The organism is Bacillus sp. FJAT-49711 (genome assembly GCF_018343715.1).
GTDB lineage: Bacteria > Bacillota > Bacilli > Bacillales > Bacillaceae_C > Lederbergia.
In genome coordinates this window covers 403,812-420,034 of record NZ_JAGYPL010000004.1, presented here as the reverse complement: position 1 = coordinate 420,034, position 16,223 = coordinate 403,812, and the positions used below count along the sequence as shown (strand labels likewise).

Genomic DNA, 16,223 nt, shown 5'->3' with positions numbered 1-16,223 from the left:
AAAGGTTTCATATTAAAGACAACAAAAGAAGGTGATTTCAATAGAGATAAAATTCAATTTAACAGAGGAAGATTATTTAACCTTTAATCTGTTTCACATAAAAAATTCAAAAACGGTCAATAGAACATTAAATATGCAAAGATTTTTAACGCCGATCTTCTTTATTATTGCATCATTTGTGCTTTCAAAAATAGGGAACCTACCTTTTCTTGGGTTATTCATAACTTTTTTAGCAATAAGTATTCTGTGGATTATTTTTTATCCGAAATATTTCTATTCTTTTGTCCTTAGAAATACAAAGAAAATGATAAAAGAGGGCGGGAATGATGGCTTATTAGGTGAGCATAATATGATGTTATCTGATGAGGGGATAATGGATTCAACTTCTAATGGTGTAACAAAAGTAACTTGGTCTGGAATTAAAACAATAAGTGAGGACCAGCATAACATCTATTTGTACAACAGCTCAGTAAGTGCATACATACTTCCGAAAAGAGATTTAAATGATGTTGAGAAAGTAAAAGCTTATCTTATATCCAAAGTAACAAAATGAATATTTACGCTAATCAATTGCCCAAAACAAGCATGATTTTGGTAGTATATATAAATTAAAGGAACTGGATAGAACAGAACTTCTCCCCTTGTTGCCAAGTCTTATGAAATGGATTCAGGACATGAACTGGCCCATTGCAGAGGAAGTGGCGGAACTGCTACTTGAGTTCCCGAATGAAATCGTTCCCTATATTGAGAAAGTTTTAGAAACCGACGATAACGTTTGGAAATATTGGTGTTTAGAAATTTTAGTTAAAAGACTGCCTGAAGAATCCAGAAAGGTATTTGAGACTGACTTAATCAGGCTGGTTGAAAGACCTACAGCTGAAGAAAAATTAGAAGAACTTGATGAAACGGCCATGTTTATTTTGCAAACGATTAAATAATTTTATTAGGATACATGTATAGGAGATCTCTATGGACCTTTTAGAATTGTACTACAAGAAGTATACCCATTCTGTAAGAGCATCAGATTATATAGAGTGGGCAAAACATCATCTCTATTTGGATGTTATAGAAATTAAGAAGTTAGCTAGTATGAAAGAGCCATTTAATCTATTTGAATTGGAAGAAATGTTTTCAAATGTAATGAAAGCGTTGCAGCAAAAACCTCCTCCAAAAGAACAATGTTTACATTATCATGTAAAACATCTACACTCACAGTTATTATTACCTGTTAAGAATGCTGTTTCAATTGTGAAAGAGATATATGATTGTACGATCGCCCATCATTTATTCGATGAACAAATGATTTGGCAAGAGATCAGTAAGGCTATTGATGACTTTCAGTACAGAGATAATGATGATGTTTATACGAAGGACAAAATGAATGAAATGATTATGACACATGCTCGTAAGACGTGGCATACGAAAATAAGTAAAATCGATTTTAAAGAATTCATAGGGCAAAAGGTTACGGCCGTCGAATCAAATCCTAATTTCATTATTCAACTAGTAAAAGGTGCCATTATGATTGAATGTCCCTGGAGAATTCGAGATACGGATGTAATTTTATTTGGAGAAACAGATATCCAATCTAACCAAAGGGAATGGAAAACAATCAAGGAATTATTGATTGGTAAAACAATTCAAGATGTACTGTTATTCGAACAATGTCCGTTTCTTATTATTCAATGTGACAACCTCTTTTTAGATGTATTTCATGCTAGTCAGTATTTTGATGGCTGGACTGTAACAGATGAAGATGATGTTTATATGTTTTCAATGCACGGTGGAAATATCGCTTAAATAGAAGTGGAGAAACAGCTGAATAGATAGTTTGGCATAAACAATTTTCTAAATCTGTTAGTTATTCAAACAAGTATATGTAAATTATTACTTGGTGTAGAAAATTCAATCATTCTAAAGAGTAATTATTTTGTTACAGGGGTGTTTAATTATTAAAGCGATTATTTTTGATTTTGATGGTACTCTTGCCGATACTTTGCCGGTTTGTTTTTATGCGTTTCAGGCTGTATTTAAGGAGTTTGACAATCTAGAGGTTACTTCAGATGATATTAAGGCTATGTTCGGTCCATCCGAGACGGGGATTATTAAAGAAAACCTTAGAGATTCCAATTATGATAAAGCCATTGAATTATATTATGAAAAATATATAGAAAAGCATCAAGAGCTCGTTCAATATAATGAGGAAATTGACAACCTACTTCTACTTTTAAAAAGAGAAGGGTACAAGCTAGGGATCGTAACAGGAAAAGCGAGCAGAAGTCTGCTCATTTCTTTAGACTGCCTTAATATGAATAACTTATTTGATGTAATCATTACTGGTGATGATGTTGAAAAACCAAAACCTCATCCAGAAGGAATAAATAAAGCATTGGAACAACTTAATATAAAAAATACCGAAGCTGTTTTTCTAGGAGATAGCGACGCCGACATACTTGCGGGTAAACGTTCTAACGTACATACTATTGGAGTAAAGTGGTTGCCAAATTATCAGACACTGGAGTTTAGTGTTCAACCAGATCAAATGTTTTATACTGTAAATGAATTTATACAATCACTTGAAAATTTGAAATAGGGCTACCAAAAACAAGTGCATTTTTACATAATGAGTATTAGGGATAGGTGAACAAGTAATTTTATGATTGGGATCATTTCTTATTTATTTCATAGGATAGGGCGCATTTTTTGATTAAGAATTGCGCTCTTTCTTTTTAAAAGTATTAATTAATAAGGGAAATCAATCTCATTACCTTGAATGCTTTTTCATGAAAAAATTAAAGGGAGAAGAAGTTGTGGAACAAGATATTATTGATCATTTTAATAAGGAAATTTTATCCACTGGAGCAAATAGGTTCGGTATTCCATTCACAGAATTATCCCATCTTGGAAATTGGCAGAATTTTATATATGAATATAAAAAAGCTAATCAAAAATATATTTTAAGATTTACCCCTAGCTCTCATCGTAGTGTTAATGCTGTAATAGGGGAAATGGATTGGCTACTATATTTGGCCCAAAATGATGTTTCTGTCTCGAGACCCATACAGTCTAAATCGGGAAATTATGTAGAAGTTATTAATACAGCGAACGTAGTTTTTATTGTAAGCTCCTTTATAAAGGCGGAAGGTTCAAAAATTGGCTATCCTGAATGTCTAAATGATACCAATCTTTATTACAAACTAGGTCAAATCATGGGAAAAGTCCATTCCTTATCAAAAGTCTATAAACCAAAGGATGAATTGACACGTAGACATGATTGGCACCAAAATTATTACCTGAAAAATGTGGACAATTTTATCCCATCAGATCAAATCTTAGTACTTGAAGCCAGTCGAAATGTAATAAACAAAATTCAAAATAATATTCCTAAAGATGAAAATTCATATGGACTTATTCATGGTGATATAGGTGTTGGGAATTTCCTAGTGAATGATGAAGGGAAAATAACCCTTTTTGATTTTGATGAGGCGCAATACAGTTGGTTTATTGAGGATATTGCCATTCCGTTATATTATTTTGTTTATGTCTACGGTGGAGAAGATGGAAAAGCAAGAAGAGAATCTCAAGCCCGTTTATTTATGGAACACTTTCTAAAAGGATATAAAGAACAAAGCTATTTTGATGAAAAATGGTTAAAACAGATTCCTATATTTCTGCTATTAAGAGAAATCATTGTGTATGCAGGCTGTTATCGAAGTTGGGACTTTTCTACCTTACACCAATGGAATATTGATTGGCTAAAAGAAAGCAGAATAAGGATTGAAAATAGTGAATCAGTAGTTAATATATGGTAAAGCTAAATTTCGAATTAATAGCATTTAAGTTCAAAATGTACCTTAGTGAATAATATAAGGAAAACTGCGTCGTTTCCTACATGAGGAAACGCGCAGTATAAAGAAGATAGCTATTTATGAATGGCTGTTCTTTTCGTACTATAAATTTCAAAAGCAAAATATCCAAATAATAGGCCAATTCCAGCGCCTAAACTAATGGAAGATAATGGTGATGATTGGAAAAATATACTAAGAATTATCCCAATAGAACAACCAAACAGCATCCCAAATGGTATTAAACTAACTAATAAATCTTGAGCACTCTTTGATTTTTTCTTGCCAAGGTTCCCCTGGTTATATTTATATTCAAGCCTTTTAACTACAAATACTCCAATTCCTCCAACTATTATAATAGGTAGTACGATACGCATAATTCCTATGACTAACCCCATATGAGAATCTCCTTTCACTTTTTGTTCTAATGAAATCTTAAAAAGTTAATTAAACAATATGGCGTTTTATTAAAAGGAATTTCCATCCTTATAAGAATATTTAATCTTAACATATTGGAGAACAAAGAAATGATATCTTTTTACGAATTTCTTTATAAACGAAACCGCCAATAATTAGCCATTATTATTATTAGTACGACATATACGCCAATCATGTATTTATATATGTGTATAGTACCTTCACCAAAAACAAAAACCACTAAAGGCATTGCAGCAACTATGATTCCTAATATTATTGCAGTAAATCCTGTTCTTTTAGCATATTTATCTTTGTCACCGTAAAAAGTACTGTCGCTATAACCAATGATTAGGGATAACATCTTTTTTACTCTAATTAAATAACCTAAATAAATGATAAATATCCCAGCTATTATTGATGCTATGGTAGTAAATGTTCTCATAAAATCATCTCCATAAATATATTTACGGTAATCAAATGTAAAGGTTTCACTAACTAAGGGTATTAAATCACACATATAGTATTTTATTAATTTTAAAATAATATCATTTTCAATCCGAATCTAATATTCAATATGACTATAAACAAAGTAGGATTAATGCAAGTTTTTTGTGCATTTTGTTATTACTATAACTTAAAGTTGTGGCAAGTAAGGTTTCTAAAAATATTAAAAATGAAAATAAGAAAGGATCGTTAAGGGGGATTATTATTATATTAATTTGTAGTATGAAAAACAGTAAAATTATTTATATTAAAAAAAGAATTACATACAATACTCTCAATCTTAAAAGGAGATTAATATTGTGATGAAGATTCAGAAAGTCTTTTCTAGTATAGGGTTTTTTTGTATATTTTTATATTTTATCTACGTTGGAGGTTACTCGACATCTGAATTTTTTAAATATTTATTAGTTATTGGTTTACTATTTTTAACGATAGATTTAATAATCTATATAGTTACTAGACTAAAATCAAAAAGATGATAAATAATAAAACTAAAACCTTAGGCTTTATTTACACTTATCTCTTAATTAATTCAGATTTTGCTGCCTTGGGAATATACGAGAAGATTCTCGAATTCATCCTATTTAAGAACTAATTTTTATTACTACAATCCTTTTTCAATTACCAAAAAGTTATGATTGAAAATCCATTAATAAATGCTATAATAACAATATTCTACAATTCTATAGTAATTCACTCATATAATCGCAGGGATAGGGCCTGCAAGTTTCTACCGATTTGCCGTAAACAAATCGACTATGGGTGGCAAATGATTGGAAAAATAAGGTTATTTCATAATCTTGTTTTTTCCTATTTCTTAAGACGTAAACTCGAAGACTTTGCTGCCCTCCATTTATATAGGGGCACCGTCTCCGAGTTTTTTTGTTTTTTAATCAGTTCGTTGAAAGGGGACATCAATGTGAAGACATTACTGGAGAAAATTATTTCAGAAGGAAGAGTCTTGTCGGATACTGTTTTAAAAGTGGATTCGTTTTTAAATCATCAAATAGATCCGAATTTAATGAAGGAAATAGGCGAGGAATTTGCCATTCGCTTTCAGGAAGCTGGTGTTACAAAAATTATAACCATCGAGTCATCTGGAATTGCTCCAGCAACGATGGCAGGACTTTTAATGAACGTCCCCGTCGTATTTGCGCGGAAAAGGAAGTCATTAACGTTATCAGAAAATCTTTATACGGCTAAAGTCCACTCATTTACAAAAAAGGAAACAAACGAAATTTCTATTTCCGGTGATTTTATTCAACAAGATGACGTCATCTTGATTATTGATGACTTTTTAGCAAATGGACAAGCCGTTTTGGGTTTACTTGAAATGATTGAGCAAGCAGGAGCAAAACTTGCTGGAGTTGGCATTGTTATTGAAAAAGGATTCCAATCAGGTGGTCAATTAATTCGTGATCGCGGTATTCGGGTTGAATCACTCGCCAATATCGCCTCCTTGCAAAATGGAAAAGTTGAATTTATGGAGGGGAGTTATATCTGATGAAAAATGCACTGAAATCCACGACATTGGGAATCCAGCATCTTTTGGCTATGTACGCAGGTGCTATTCTCGTGCCATTAATTATCGGAAATTCGTTGGGGTTTGATCATAAACAGTTAACGTATCTTGTGTCGATTGATATTTTGATGTGTGGAGTTGCTACACTTTTACAAATCATAAATAACCGATTTGTCGGAATCGGTCTTCCGGTTGTGCTTGGTTGTACATTTACAGCGGTAGGACCGATTATGAAAATTGGCGAGGAATTTGGGATTTCTGCTATTTATGGTTCCGTTATTGCTTCAGGCCTAATTATCATGTTGATTGCCGGCTTTTTTGGCAAATTGATTAAGTTTTTTCCTCCTGTCGTAACAGGTTCTGTTGTGACCATAATTGGTATTACGCTTATTCCAGTAGCGATCAATAATATGGGCGGCGGCCAAGATGCGGCAGACTATGGATCATTGTCGAATATTGTACTAGCTTTTGGAACCTTAATCATGATTATATTAATCTTCCGATTTTCCACAGGCTTTATTCGGGCCATCTCGATTTTACTCGGTCTAGGTGTAGGAACAATTGCTGCCAGTATTATGGGCAAGGTTGATTTAATGCCCGTTCAGGATGCGGCCATTGCACAAATCGTAAGACCCTTTTATTTTGGATATCCAACATTTGAATGGTCAGCCATCCTTACAATGACAATCGTTGGGATGGTATCTTTAGTGGAATCTACAGGTGTTTATTTCGCTTTGAGTGATATATGTGATAAGAAGTTGAAGAAAGAAGACTTGGCAAAAGGCTATCGAGCAGAAGGGCTGGCTTCCGTCATTGGCGGGCTTTTCAATGCCTTCCCATACACAACATTTTCGCAAAATGTTGGTTTGATTCAAATGTCAGGTGTTCGTTCCCGTAAAGTGATTTTCATTACGGGTGCCATGCTAATCGCCCTTGGATTTTTTCCTAAAATTGCTGCATTCACAACCATTATTCCAACATCGGTCTTAGGGGGAGCAATGATGGCGATGTTTGGCATGGTCGTTTCGCAAGGGATTAAAATGCTAAGTAAAATTATTTCCGATTCCCAAGAAAACTCGATGATTATTGCTTGTTCTGTCGGGTTAGGCCTCGGTGTTACAGTAGCGCCTAACTTATTTTCGGCACTTCCATCAGGACTGCAAATATTAACAAGTAATGGAATTGTTGCTGGGAGTATAACTGCCATTGCACTAAATATTATATTTAATATGTTGCCAAATCGGAAAAGGCAGGAAACCGTTGTTGTATCGAAGCAAAGTGCTTAAAAATATTCCTATTCAGCTTGTGATGATTAATTACACATGCTGAATAGGATTTTTTATTCTCAAAGAATGAGAGGTTCCCTTTGGTTTCAATATTAAAGATATGAAATTAGTTTATGAATACTGCATTTAATTTGGAAAAATTTAGTGGTTCATTCATCGAAAAGTAAAGATTCTTAAATAAATTTACCGATATTTCCTTCAATTCAGAATAAAATTTAATTAATATTAAAATATAGCTATAATAGGATTATACAATCTATCATCATTCGATATAAAGTGAATATAAAAAGGGGGAGACATAATTATGATCCCTGAAAAGATAGAGCTCACTACCATAAAAGAAAAAGGTGTAGAATCTATCGTTGATTGGTTCGAGCAGCATAAGCAATGGTTCTATACACTTGGTTGCTCCTATCTAAGAAATCAGCAGCAAGTAGAAGAAGCATTTTTCCAATCCATTATAAAAATTGATAAGGAATTACAAAGTTTTAATAGAGAAACCTCATTAAAAATGTGGATAATGTCTATTTTTCTACAAATATGCCGGAAACTTTCTGATGATAAAATGTTTAAGAAAGATAAATTAAATAAAGTTTTATTTCATTCACTTGGTCAGTTGAAAAATGATGAGAAAGAAGCAGTTGTTCTTACATACATAATAGGATTTTCTCTGGAGGAAGCGGCACATCTTCTCCAAGTTTCAGTGGAAAAGTTGAAAGAGCTTTTGTTTACCGGAGTTCAGTTACTAAGGAAAGAAGTGGAATACGGTTCAACCTTTAATGGTTGTAAGGAGTATCATAAGAATTATATCGATTACTTCGAAAGAACTTTGGAAAGATCGAAAAAGATTGATTTCGAGATGCATATTTATCATTGTCAAAACTGTCGTGAGGATTTGGGCACCTTCCAAGATGTTATATTAAATCTTACTGAAAGAATGGAAGATTTTCATGTACCCTCTCATTTCATGGATAATGTCAAACATAGGCTGGCTGAAAATGAAAAGCATAGACAACAGAAAAATAAGAAGCGTAGAAGAATAGCGCTTATTTTTGCAAGTATTTTCGCATTATTAACAAGTATTGGAGTTTTTACAGGGGTATTTACGAGTTTTTACTATACATGGACAGAGGAAGATGAGCAATTACGCGCTTTTTTACAACATGGATTAGGAAAAAGGCTGAACCTAGAAGCGGAAAACAATGGTATAAAAATTAAGATTAAGAGTGTGATTGCTGATGATGTTCAGACTCTTGTTTTTTATGAAGTAGAGGATACCGTTAAAAAAAGTCAATATATGATTGATTACGATGAGGGTATTTCTGTGGTGAAGGAATATCAAAAAATGGATCTTGTTGCCTATCCAAGGTACTATCCTCCTGACCTTAAATCCGAGCCAAATAATATAGATAAGAATGTGTACCAAGGAAAGATTAGTCTTCGGCCGCTTTTAAATGATAAAGATACAATAAAACTTAAGATCTCAAAGCTTCAAAAATTGATTCGTGACTCTTCCGAACAGAATAGGGATTACAAAAACATAGAATATGAAACAGGTGAATGGAATTTTGATATTCCTGTAAATAAACAGCCCTCGAAAGAATATACGTTGGATGTAAAAACTGAAATCGAAGGGTTTCCTGTTCGATTGGATAAACTAACGATTGCTCCAACGACGACTATTCTGCATAGTGCTTTTAAATATGAACTGCCGGGGAAGAGAATACAAACTCTTAATTTTGACAATCTAAAAGTGAACGATAAAATAGTGAAAGCCGATATGTACGGCAGCAATGTCGTATTTGAAAACAATGATTGGATTTCTTTACAAACACATATTGACCCACTTTTTGGAGAAAAGCCAAAAGAGGTTAACATTCAATTCCAATCTGTTTATTTAATGATCGAAGATAAAAAATCCATCGACTTGGATGCTTCAAAGGCATATCCTCAAACCTTTGAATATGCAGGAAGTACAATCTCCATCGACAAAGTGGAAGTTGGACAGCCTACTAAGATTGTCATAAGCGATCATGAAATTAAAAATCGAGCATATGAATCGATTCAATTCGATATTGTGGGTGAAGAAGGTGAGGAAGTTAACTCATTCGGGATAAATTCAGAAGGAGTGCTAGTTGATAAAAACTGGATTGAATACGATGTGGATAAAAACCCATTCATATATGAAGAAATCGAGCAGCCCCGTTATTTCTTTACAGTTGAAAATATACAGTTACAAAGTAGTAACCCTGGAAAGAAAGTAGTTCCCAAAAAACTGGAGATTTATGAATACAGCACAACCAAATATTTGGATGATGTAGTGACGATCTTGTTGAAATAATATTAATGTATGCACCAAATATTAATCCATCTATAGGTAATAAGTTTAATAAATTTCTAGAAGCCATGTGTTGCCAACAAAACGAAATAGCGGATACAGCTAAACAATTTTGCAAAGTATTAATGAATATTACCGTTAATGATAGACTTCTATACATATGATACGAGGGGGCTTTAGTATGAAGAAGGAAAAAAGAATGTTATCCCAAGAACTACGTGAAGGAATGATTAGGACATTAAAATCTCGTTTTGACAAAAACATGAATCTTCATAAAGAGATTGAATGGGCCAAAGTCCATGAAAAATTAGATGCTAATACTGAAAAGCTATGGTCGCTTTATGAAATGGAACGTACTGGCGGTGAACCGGATGTTGTGTGTCATGATAAGGACACGGATGAATACATTTTTTTCGATTGTTCAGCTGAGAGTCCTAAAGGCCGCCGAAGTGTTTGTTATGATCGTGAAGCACTTGAGTCAAGGAAAAAACATAAACCAGAAAATAATGCTATAGATATGGCGGCTGACATGGGTATAGAGATTTTAACAGAAGAACAATACCGGGAGCTGCAGAAACTTGGTAATTTCGATATGAAAACATCGAGCTGGGTGAAAACACCTTCCAATATAAGGAAGCTGGGAGGGGCAATTTTTTGTGATTGTCGTTACGATACTGTCTTTGTGTACCATAATGGAGCAGATTCCTATTATGCTGCCAGGGGTTTCCGTGGATCATTAAGGGTTTAAATATTAGTGTGAAAGCAACCAGTAAAAAAGGCTTCAATAAAAGAAGCAGGATTCCGGTAAGGATTCTGCTTCTTAAATGGCTATCATAGCTATTAACTTCGCCTTGGCCAATCAGAACATGCAAAAATAGTTAATTTATCGAAATACAAAAAGGTTAAGAAGATCTCGCTTCAATTTACTGAAATATTCACCTATTCAGAGTACAATATAATTATCTATTAAACAAAGCTAAACGAAATAAATAGTGGCAACATTCACAGGGTTCTGCAATGTCCTACATTCGTTTTTTTAATGAATAGAATGATCAATCTGTAAAGATCCCTACAAAGAGAATGTAGAAAAGGGGGACACTTAATGATTCCAGCAAAAATAGACCCCATGTCAATGTCTATGATAAGAGATAAAGAAGTGGATTCTATCGTTGATTGGTTCGATCAACATAAACAATCTTTCTATATACTTGGTTGGTCCTATCTTAAAAATCAACAGCAGATAGAGGAGCTTTTTTACGAGTCCATTATAAAACTGACTAAGGAATTGCCTAAATGTAATAGAGAAATATCGTTCGAAATGTGGGTAACATTTATTTTTCTACATACATGCCGAGAGCTTTCGCATAAAAGAAGTTTACAAGCTTTAGAGGAAAGTAAGTTTATTAAAGCACTCGATCAGTTAAAGGACCACGAGAGAGAGGCTGTGGTTCTTACATATGTTATTGGAATTTCTCTGGAGGAAGCGGCACAACTTCTCCAAATTTCTATGGGAACGTTGAAAGAATTTTTGTTCTCAGGAATTCAGTCTCTTAGGAAGGATATGGGGCTCGGGTCATCGTTCGATGGTTGTAAGGAGTACCATACATATTACATCGATTACTTAGAAAGGACACTGGAACGATCAAAAAAGATTGATTTCGAGATGCATATTTATCATTGTCAAGACTGTCAGGAGGATTTGGGAGCCTTTCAGGATGCTATGTTAAATCTTACGGAAATGATGGGGAATTTTCATGTGCCAGCTGATTTCATGGGAAACGTCAAAGATAGGCTGGCAGAAATGGAAATGCAGAAGGAACAGAAAAACAAGAAACGTAAAAGAATGGGATATATCTTTGCGGGTGTTTTTGCTTTATTAATAGGTATAGGAGTGTTTACAGGGTCTTTTACAAATCTTTACTATACGTGGACGGAAGAAGATCAGCAATTGCGTGCATTTTTAAAACATGGCCTAGGTGAAAGGTTGAACCTTGAAGCGGAAAGCAATGGAATAAAGATTAAGCTTAAAAGTGTGGTTGCTGATGATATACAAACCCTTGTTTTTTATGAAATAGAAGATACAGATAAAGAAAACCAATATATGTTGAATTATGATGATGGGGTTTTTGCGGAAAATAAGCATGAAATCATGAGTCGCGAAATATCCCCAACATACTATCCCCCTGACCTTAAATCCGATCTAAATAATAAAGCAAACAACGTATACCATGGGAAGCTTAGTCTGCTACCAATTAAAGCGGACAACGAAACCATTAAACTTAAAATCACTAAGCTGCAGCGATTGATTCGTGACCCCTCTAGACAGAATAGTCCTTTGGCTTACGAGAGCATGGCGTATGAAGCAGGAGAGTGGAACTTCGAGATACCTGTAACGAAACATCCCTCTCTCGAATATGAATTGGATGAAAAAATAGAAGTAGAAGGAATCCCAGTTCGATTTGATAAACTAACGATAGCTCCAACAGCGACGACTCTAAATTATTCTTATATTTATGACCTACCAGAGAAGCGAATACACGGACTTGATTTTGACTATCTACAAGTAAATAATAAAAAGGTGGAAGCTGATAAGTACAACAGCTATGGCTATTATGAAAACAATAATTGGCTTTCTTATGGAATATATTTTGAACCGCTTTTTGTAGAAAAGCCAAAAGTCATTAACATTAAATTCCTATCCGTTGAATTAGCGGTTGAAGAACCAAAAACTATCGAATTGGATGCTTCTAATGAATATCCTCAAAGCTTTGAATATTTAGGTAGTACACTCTCCATCGACAAGGTGGAAGTAGGACAGCCAACCCATGTTGTCATTAGTAATCATGAAATTGAGAATAGAAAATATCAGTCGCTTGACTTTAATATTATGGGTGAGGATGAAAGTCTAATTAGTTCCAGAGATTTTGATTCTGAAGGAGTACTTATCGATAAAAACGGAATTGAATACGATATTTATACAAACCCTTATGTATATGAAGAAATCGAACAGCCCCGATATTTCTTTACAGTACAAAGCATAGCGTTACATAGTCATGATTCAGAAGAGGCGGTAATTCCTGAAAGATTAGAAATTAAAGGATATAGTACAACAAAATATTTGGACGATGTTGTAAAGATTCCGTTGAAATAACATTAATTGCTAACATGCTTATTCATAAGAGTAATCAAGTGAAAAATTTCACCCGTATCTTATATGCCGCCGTATACAGCCTGCTATGTGGAGCTGTTTAGCAATGCTTATTTTAAGAAAGGTCAATAACATTTCATATTTGAACCTAAATTCGTGTAATTAAGTATTCCGATTTTAAGTTTTTTATAGCATGAAAAATATTTCATATCACTTTGAATCTTAATTTCTTTTCCAACGTATATTCACTATATATAACTTATCAATAATGTATTAAACTATTGAAAACAGTAAAAAACGAGGTGATTTCTTTGTGGTGGATTATTGGTATTATGGTTTGTTCAGTTCCAATACTTGGAATAATAACGGATCATTTGCGATCTAGTGCAAAAATCAAAGGCGAATTCATTCATGATCAGCTGGAATTGGAAAAAATGAAACATCAGAATTACTTGCTGGAGACGGAAAAATTAAAACTAGAATTAGAAAGAATGCAATTAGAGAGCTCGAAAGAAGAAGTATTCAAAGTATAGTGAAGAACCTCTATAGAAAGCAAAGTATGCAAAAGCCTCTCCGAATAAGAGAGGCTTTATGATGGAGCAAAAAAACTCCTATTGAAAAAAACTTCAGTGAAGAGAGAAACAAATGTTGCTTACCTTTTTTTCTTTTTTGAATTATCTGCCACAAGTTTATTTTTATTTACCTTTTCAAAAATAACTTGAACATGAAGCTTTTTTTCATCAATATGATCAACACTTGAAACTTTACCTTTACGGCCTTTAATAATGATATTCTCACCGACGGATGGAACACGTTTCAGCAGCTGATTTAATAAAATATTTTTGTCTTCTAAAAAATAAACAACAAACATTTTGGCTTCACCTCATTCATATGGTAGGTGTTACATAAAAGCACATAATGTATTCTTCTAATAAAATATATGATTACAGTTAGATTTAGAACAAAAGATTAGTATAAAACTTTTGAAAAAATGATGAATGCAACATACTTGTAGGGAGAATAATTTACTGATCCAAGATGAGAGTAAGTGGTAAAATAAATATTGAAAGAAGGCAACTAACCCTTTGGGAGTTGCCTTTTAACTGTGCGCCCAGCATGGGCGTAGTCTATAGGGTGCAAGTCCCGAACTGCGAAGGCAGAAGTAGCAGTTAGCTTAACGCAAGGGTGTCCACGGTGACGTGGAATCTGAAGGAAGCGAGCGGCAAACCTCCGGTCTGAGGAACACGAACTTCATATTAGGCTATTTACGATTGGGTGAGTTTGCAGTACAGAACAAAGCCCTTTCTGCCGAAGGTTGTATGTAGTAAATGAAGCAGATAGGTGGAGGGAAAGACTACGTTCTTACCTGGGGAGGTCTGATTGGAACGCCAAGTTCACTTGGTAACCTATCCAGTGATGGATAGCTGAACAATCAGAAGTCAGCAGAGGCCATAGTACCATTCGAACTCGAGAAGAATGGGAAGGGCTGAACAATTAAGAGAGAGCAACATCTTGGCATTCAGTAACCTGCGATGAACACAGATAACCGATAAGGCATGCTTGAAGGAGGATATGGTGAATCCCATGGGGGACTTCAAGATGGTGGAGCAGAACTGGCATAAGTGGAATCGTTGTTCACGGAAAGAGGCGTAACCAATGTTAATGGAACGAATACTGTCACGGGAAAACCTCCTTTCCGCCCTGAAAAGGGTGGAACGAAATAAAGGAAGTCATGGTGTGGATGGGATGTCCGTACAAAACCTACGAGAGCATATCAAGAAACACTGGGAATCCATGAAAATGGAACTTCTTGAGGGTACCTATACACCGCAACCCGTCCGCAGGGTCGAAATCCCGAAACCTGACGGTGGGGTGCGATTATTAGGTATCCCTACCGTAACAGACCGTCTCATTCAACAAGCAATTGCCCAAGTTTTAACGACTATATATGACCCGATGTTCTCAGACCATAGTTATGGATTTCGACCAGGTCGAAGCGCCCATGATGCGGTTAGGAAAGCAAAAGGTTATATACAGGAAGGTTATCGTTGGGTGGTTGATATCGACTTGGAGAAGTTCTTCGACAGAGTAAACCATGACAAATTAATGGGGACACTAGCGAAACGAATCGAAGATAAACGCCTGCTTAAGTTAATCCGTAAATATCTAGAATCGGGAATCATGATAAATGGCATTGTGACAACCAGTGAGGAAGGAACTCCACAAGGAGGACCTCTCAGTCCTTTACTCTCTAACATTGTCCTTGACGAATTTGACAAGAAGTTAGAGGAAAGAGGTCACAAATTTGTACGATACGCCGATGATGCTAATATCTATGTGAAAACAATGAAAGCAGGAAACCGGGTGATGGATTCCATCACCTTGTTTATAGAAGGAAAGCTTAAGCTGAAAGTTAATTTGAAAAAGTCAGCTGTAGACCGTCCTTGGAAGAGGAAATTTCTTGGATTCAGTTTTACCTTTCATAAAGAACCCAAAGTTCGGATTGCCAAAGAAAGCGTGAAACGGATGAAGAATAAAATCCGAGAAATTACCTCAAGAAAGAAACCTTATCCCATGGAATATCGAATAGAGAAACTAAACCAATATCTAATGGGATGGTGCGGATACTTCGCCCTGGCAGATACGCCAAGTGTATTCAGGGAGTTTGATTCATGGATTAGAAGAAGACTTCGGATGTGTATGTGGAAGAATTGGAAGAAACCAAGCACGAAGGTGAGGAACCTCATTAGACTTGGCGTTCCGAAAGGAAAGGCTTATGAATGGGGAAACTCACGTAGAAGTTATTGGAGAATCTCCAAAAGTCCGATACTACACAGAACCCTTGGAAACTCCTACTGGAATTCCCAAGGGCTCAAAAGTCTATTATCTCGTTACGAAACTTTGCGTCACCAATCTTAGTTGAACCGCCGTATACCGAACGGTATGTACGGTGGTGTGAGAGGTCGGGGGTTAATCACTCCCTCCTACTCGATTTTCCTTTGAGATTCATTTTTTCAAAAGAGGAAATTAGAGGAAAACTTAGGCGTATTCAGAGAAATTGACCAAAGATTGCTTAACATTTGGTCATTCTGTTATATATGGTTTTAGAAAAAAGTTTCAACCTAGGAATCTCTTATTTTAGGTCATAGGTTATTATTCAAAA

General features: G+C 34.8%; 15 protein-coding genes and 1 riboswitch. Of the genes, 12 read left to right on the top strand and 3 right to left on the bottom strand.

What is annotated here, in order from left to right; translation table 11 throughout:
* Window positions 1-304 precede the first annotated feature (304 nt).
* The 5 genes from KHA96_RS23165 to KHA96_RS19650 all read left to right on the top strand — a co-directional run bounded on the left by KHA96_RS23165 (window position 305) and on the right by KHA96_RS19650 (window position 3,812).
* Window positions 305-553 (top strand): YcxB family protein, encoded by a 249-nt coding sequence (locus tag KHA96_RS23165; RefSeq protein WP_249315780.1) that lies wholly within the window; start codon window positions 305-307, stop codon window positions 551-553.
* 16 nt (window positions 554-569) lie between these two features.
* On the top strand, window positions 570-938 hold the full coding sequence (locus KHA96_RS19665) for a DUF5071 domain-containing protein (RefSeq protein ID WP_213131123.1): 369 nt from the start codon (window positions 570-572) through the stop codon (window positions 936-938).
* Window positions 939-969: 31 nt separating this feature from the next.
* Complete coding sequence (locus KHA96_RS19660; RefSeq protein WP_213131000.1) at window positions 970-1,800, top strand: hypothetical protein; 831 nt, start codon at window positions 970-972, stop codon at window positions 1,798-1,800.
* A gap of 148 nt (window positions 1,801-1,948) precedes the next feature.
* Window positions 1,949-2,593 carry an HAD family hydrolase gene (locus KHA96_RS19655; protein ID WP_213131122.1) on the top strand — a complete coding sequence of 215 codons (645 nt, stop codon included), beginning with the start codon at window positions 1,949-1,951 and terminating at the stop codon, window positions 2,591-2,593.
* Window positions 2,594-2,783: 190 nt separating this feature from the next.
* Window positions 2,784-3,812 carry a phosphotransferase enzyme family protein gene (locus KHA96_RS19650; protein WP_213130999.1) on the top strand — a complete coding sequence of 343 codons (1,029 nt, stop codon included), beginning with the start codon at window positions 2,784-2,786 and terminating at the stop codon, window positions 3,810-3,812.
* Between the two features lie 110 nt (window positions 3,813-3,922).
* Here KHA96_RS19650 and KHA96_RS19645 read toward each other — a convergent pair whose 3' ends face one another.
* Together KHA96_RS19645 and KHA96_RS19640 are read right to left on the bottom strand one after the other, a co-directional pair.
* On the bottom strand, window positions 3,923-4,243 hold the full coding sequence (locus tag KHA96_RS19645; protein WP_213130998.1) for a hypothetical protein: 321 nt from the start codon (window positions 4,241-4,243) through the stop codon (window positions 3,923-3,925).
* Between the two features lie 152 nt (window positions 4,244-4,395).
* A complete protein-coding gene (locus KHA96_RS19640; protein WP_213130997.1) occupies window positions 4,396-4,704 on the bottom strand; it encodes a DUF3784 domain-containing protein in 309 nt (102 codons plus the stop codon).
* Window positions 4,705-5,443: 739 nt separating this feature from the next.
* A riboswitch (purine riboswitch) is annotated at window positions 5,444-5,545 on the top strand.
* A 140-nt stretch (window positions 5,546-5,685) separates the two neighbouring features.
* Here KHA96_RS19640 and KHA96_RS19635 point away from each other — a divergent pair.
* The 6 genes from KHA96_RS19635 (at window position 5,686) to KHA96_RS19610 (ending at window position 13,593) form a co-directional block, all read left to right on the top strand.
* Window positions 5,686-6,270 carry a xanthine phosphoribosyltransferase gene (locus tag KHA96_RS19635; protein ID WP_213130996.1) on the top strand — a complete coding sequence of 195 codons (585 nt, stop codon included), beginning with the start codon at window positions 5,686-5,688 and terminating at the stop codon, window positions 6,268-6,270.
* Window positions 6,270-7,574 (top strand): nucleobase:cation symporter-2 family protein, encoded by a 1,305-nt coding sequence (locus KHA96_RS19630; RefSeq protein ID WP_213130995.1) that lies wholly within the window; start codon window positions 6,270-6,272, stop codon window positions 7,572-7,574. The genes KHA96_RS19635 and KHA96_RS19630 overlap by 1 nt, the downstream gene beginning before the upstream one ends.
* Before the next feature lie 304 nt (window positions 7,575-7,878).
* Window positions 7,879-9,915, top strand: a complete 2,037-nt coding sequence (locus KHA96_RS19625) for a DUF4179 domain-containing protein (RefSeq protein ID WP_213130994.1) — start codon at window positions 7,879-7,881, stop codon at window positions 9,913-9,915.
* Window positions 9,916-10,093: 178 nt separating this feature from the next.
* Window positions 10,094-10,660: a DUF4256 domain-containing protein gene (locus KHA96_RS19620; RefSeq protein WP_213130993.1), complete on the top strand. Its 567-nt coding sequence runs from the start codon at window positions 10,094-10,096 to the stop codon at window positions 10,658-10,660.
* 354 nt (window positions 10,661-11,014) lie between these two features.
* Entirely contained in the window at window positions 11,015-13,063 is a 2,049-nt protein-coding gene (locus KHA96_RS19615) for a DUF4179 domain-containing protein (protein WP_213130992.1), read from the top strand.
* Between the two features lie 278 nt (window positions 13,064-13,341).
* Window positions 13,342-13,593 carry a hypothetical protein gene (locus tag KHA96_RS19610; RefSeq protein WP_249315777.1) on the top strand — a complete coding sequence of 84 codons (252 nt, stop codon included), beginning with the start codon at window positions 13,342-13,344 and terminating at the stop codon, window positions 13,591-13,593.
* Between the two features lie 119 nt (window positions 13,594-13,712).
* Here the strand turns inward: KHA96_RS19610 and KHA96_RS19605 are convergent, their stop codons facing one another.
* Window positions 13,713-13,931, bottom strand: coding sequence for a hypothetical protein (locus tag KHA96_RS19605; RefSeq protein ID WP_213130991.1), 219 nt, complete (start codon window positions 13,929-13,931; stop codon window positions 13,713-13,715).
* 785 nt (window positions 13,932-14,716) lie between these two features.
* On the opposite strand from KHA96_RS19605, the gene ltrA reads away from it, so the two are divergent.
* The gene (gene ltrA, locus KHA96_RS19600) at window positions 14,717-15,979 is read left to right on the top strand and encodes a group II intron reverse transcriptase/maturase (RefSeq protein ID WP_213127439.1); all 1,263 of its coding nucleotides are present in this window, start codon (window positions 14,717-14,719) and stop codon (window positions 15,977-15,979) included.
* Window positions 15,980-16,223: the final 244 nt, after the last annotated feature.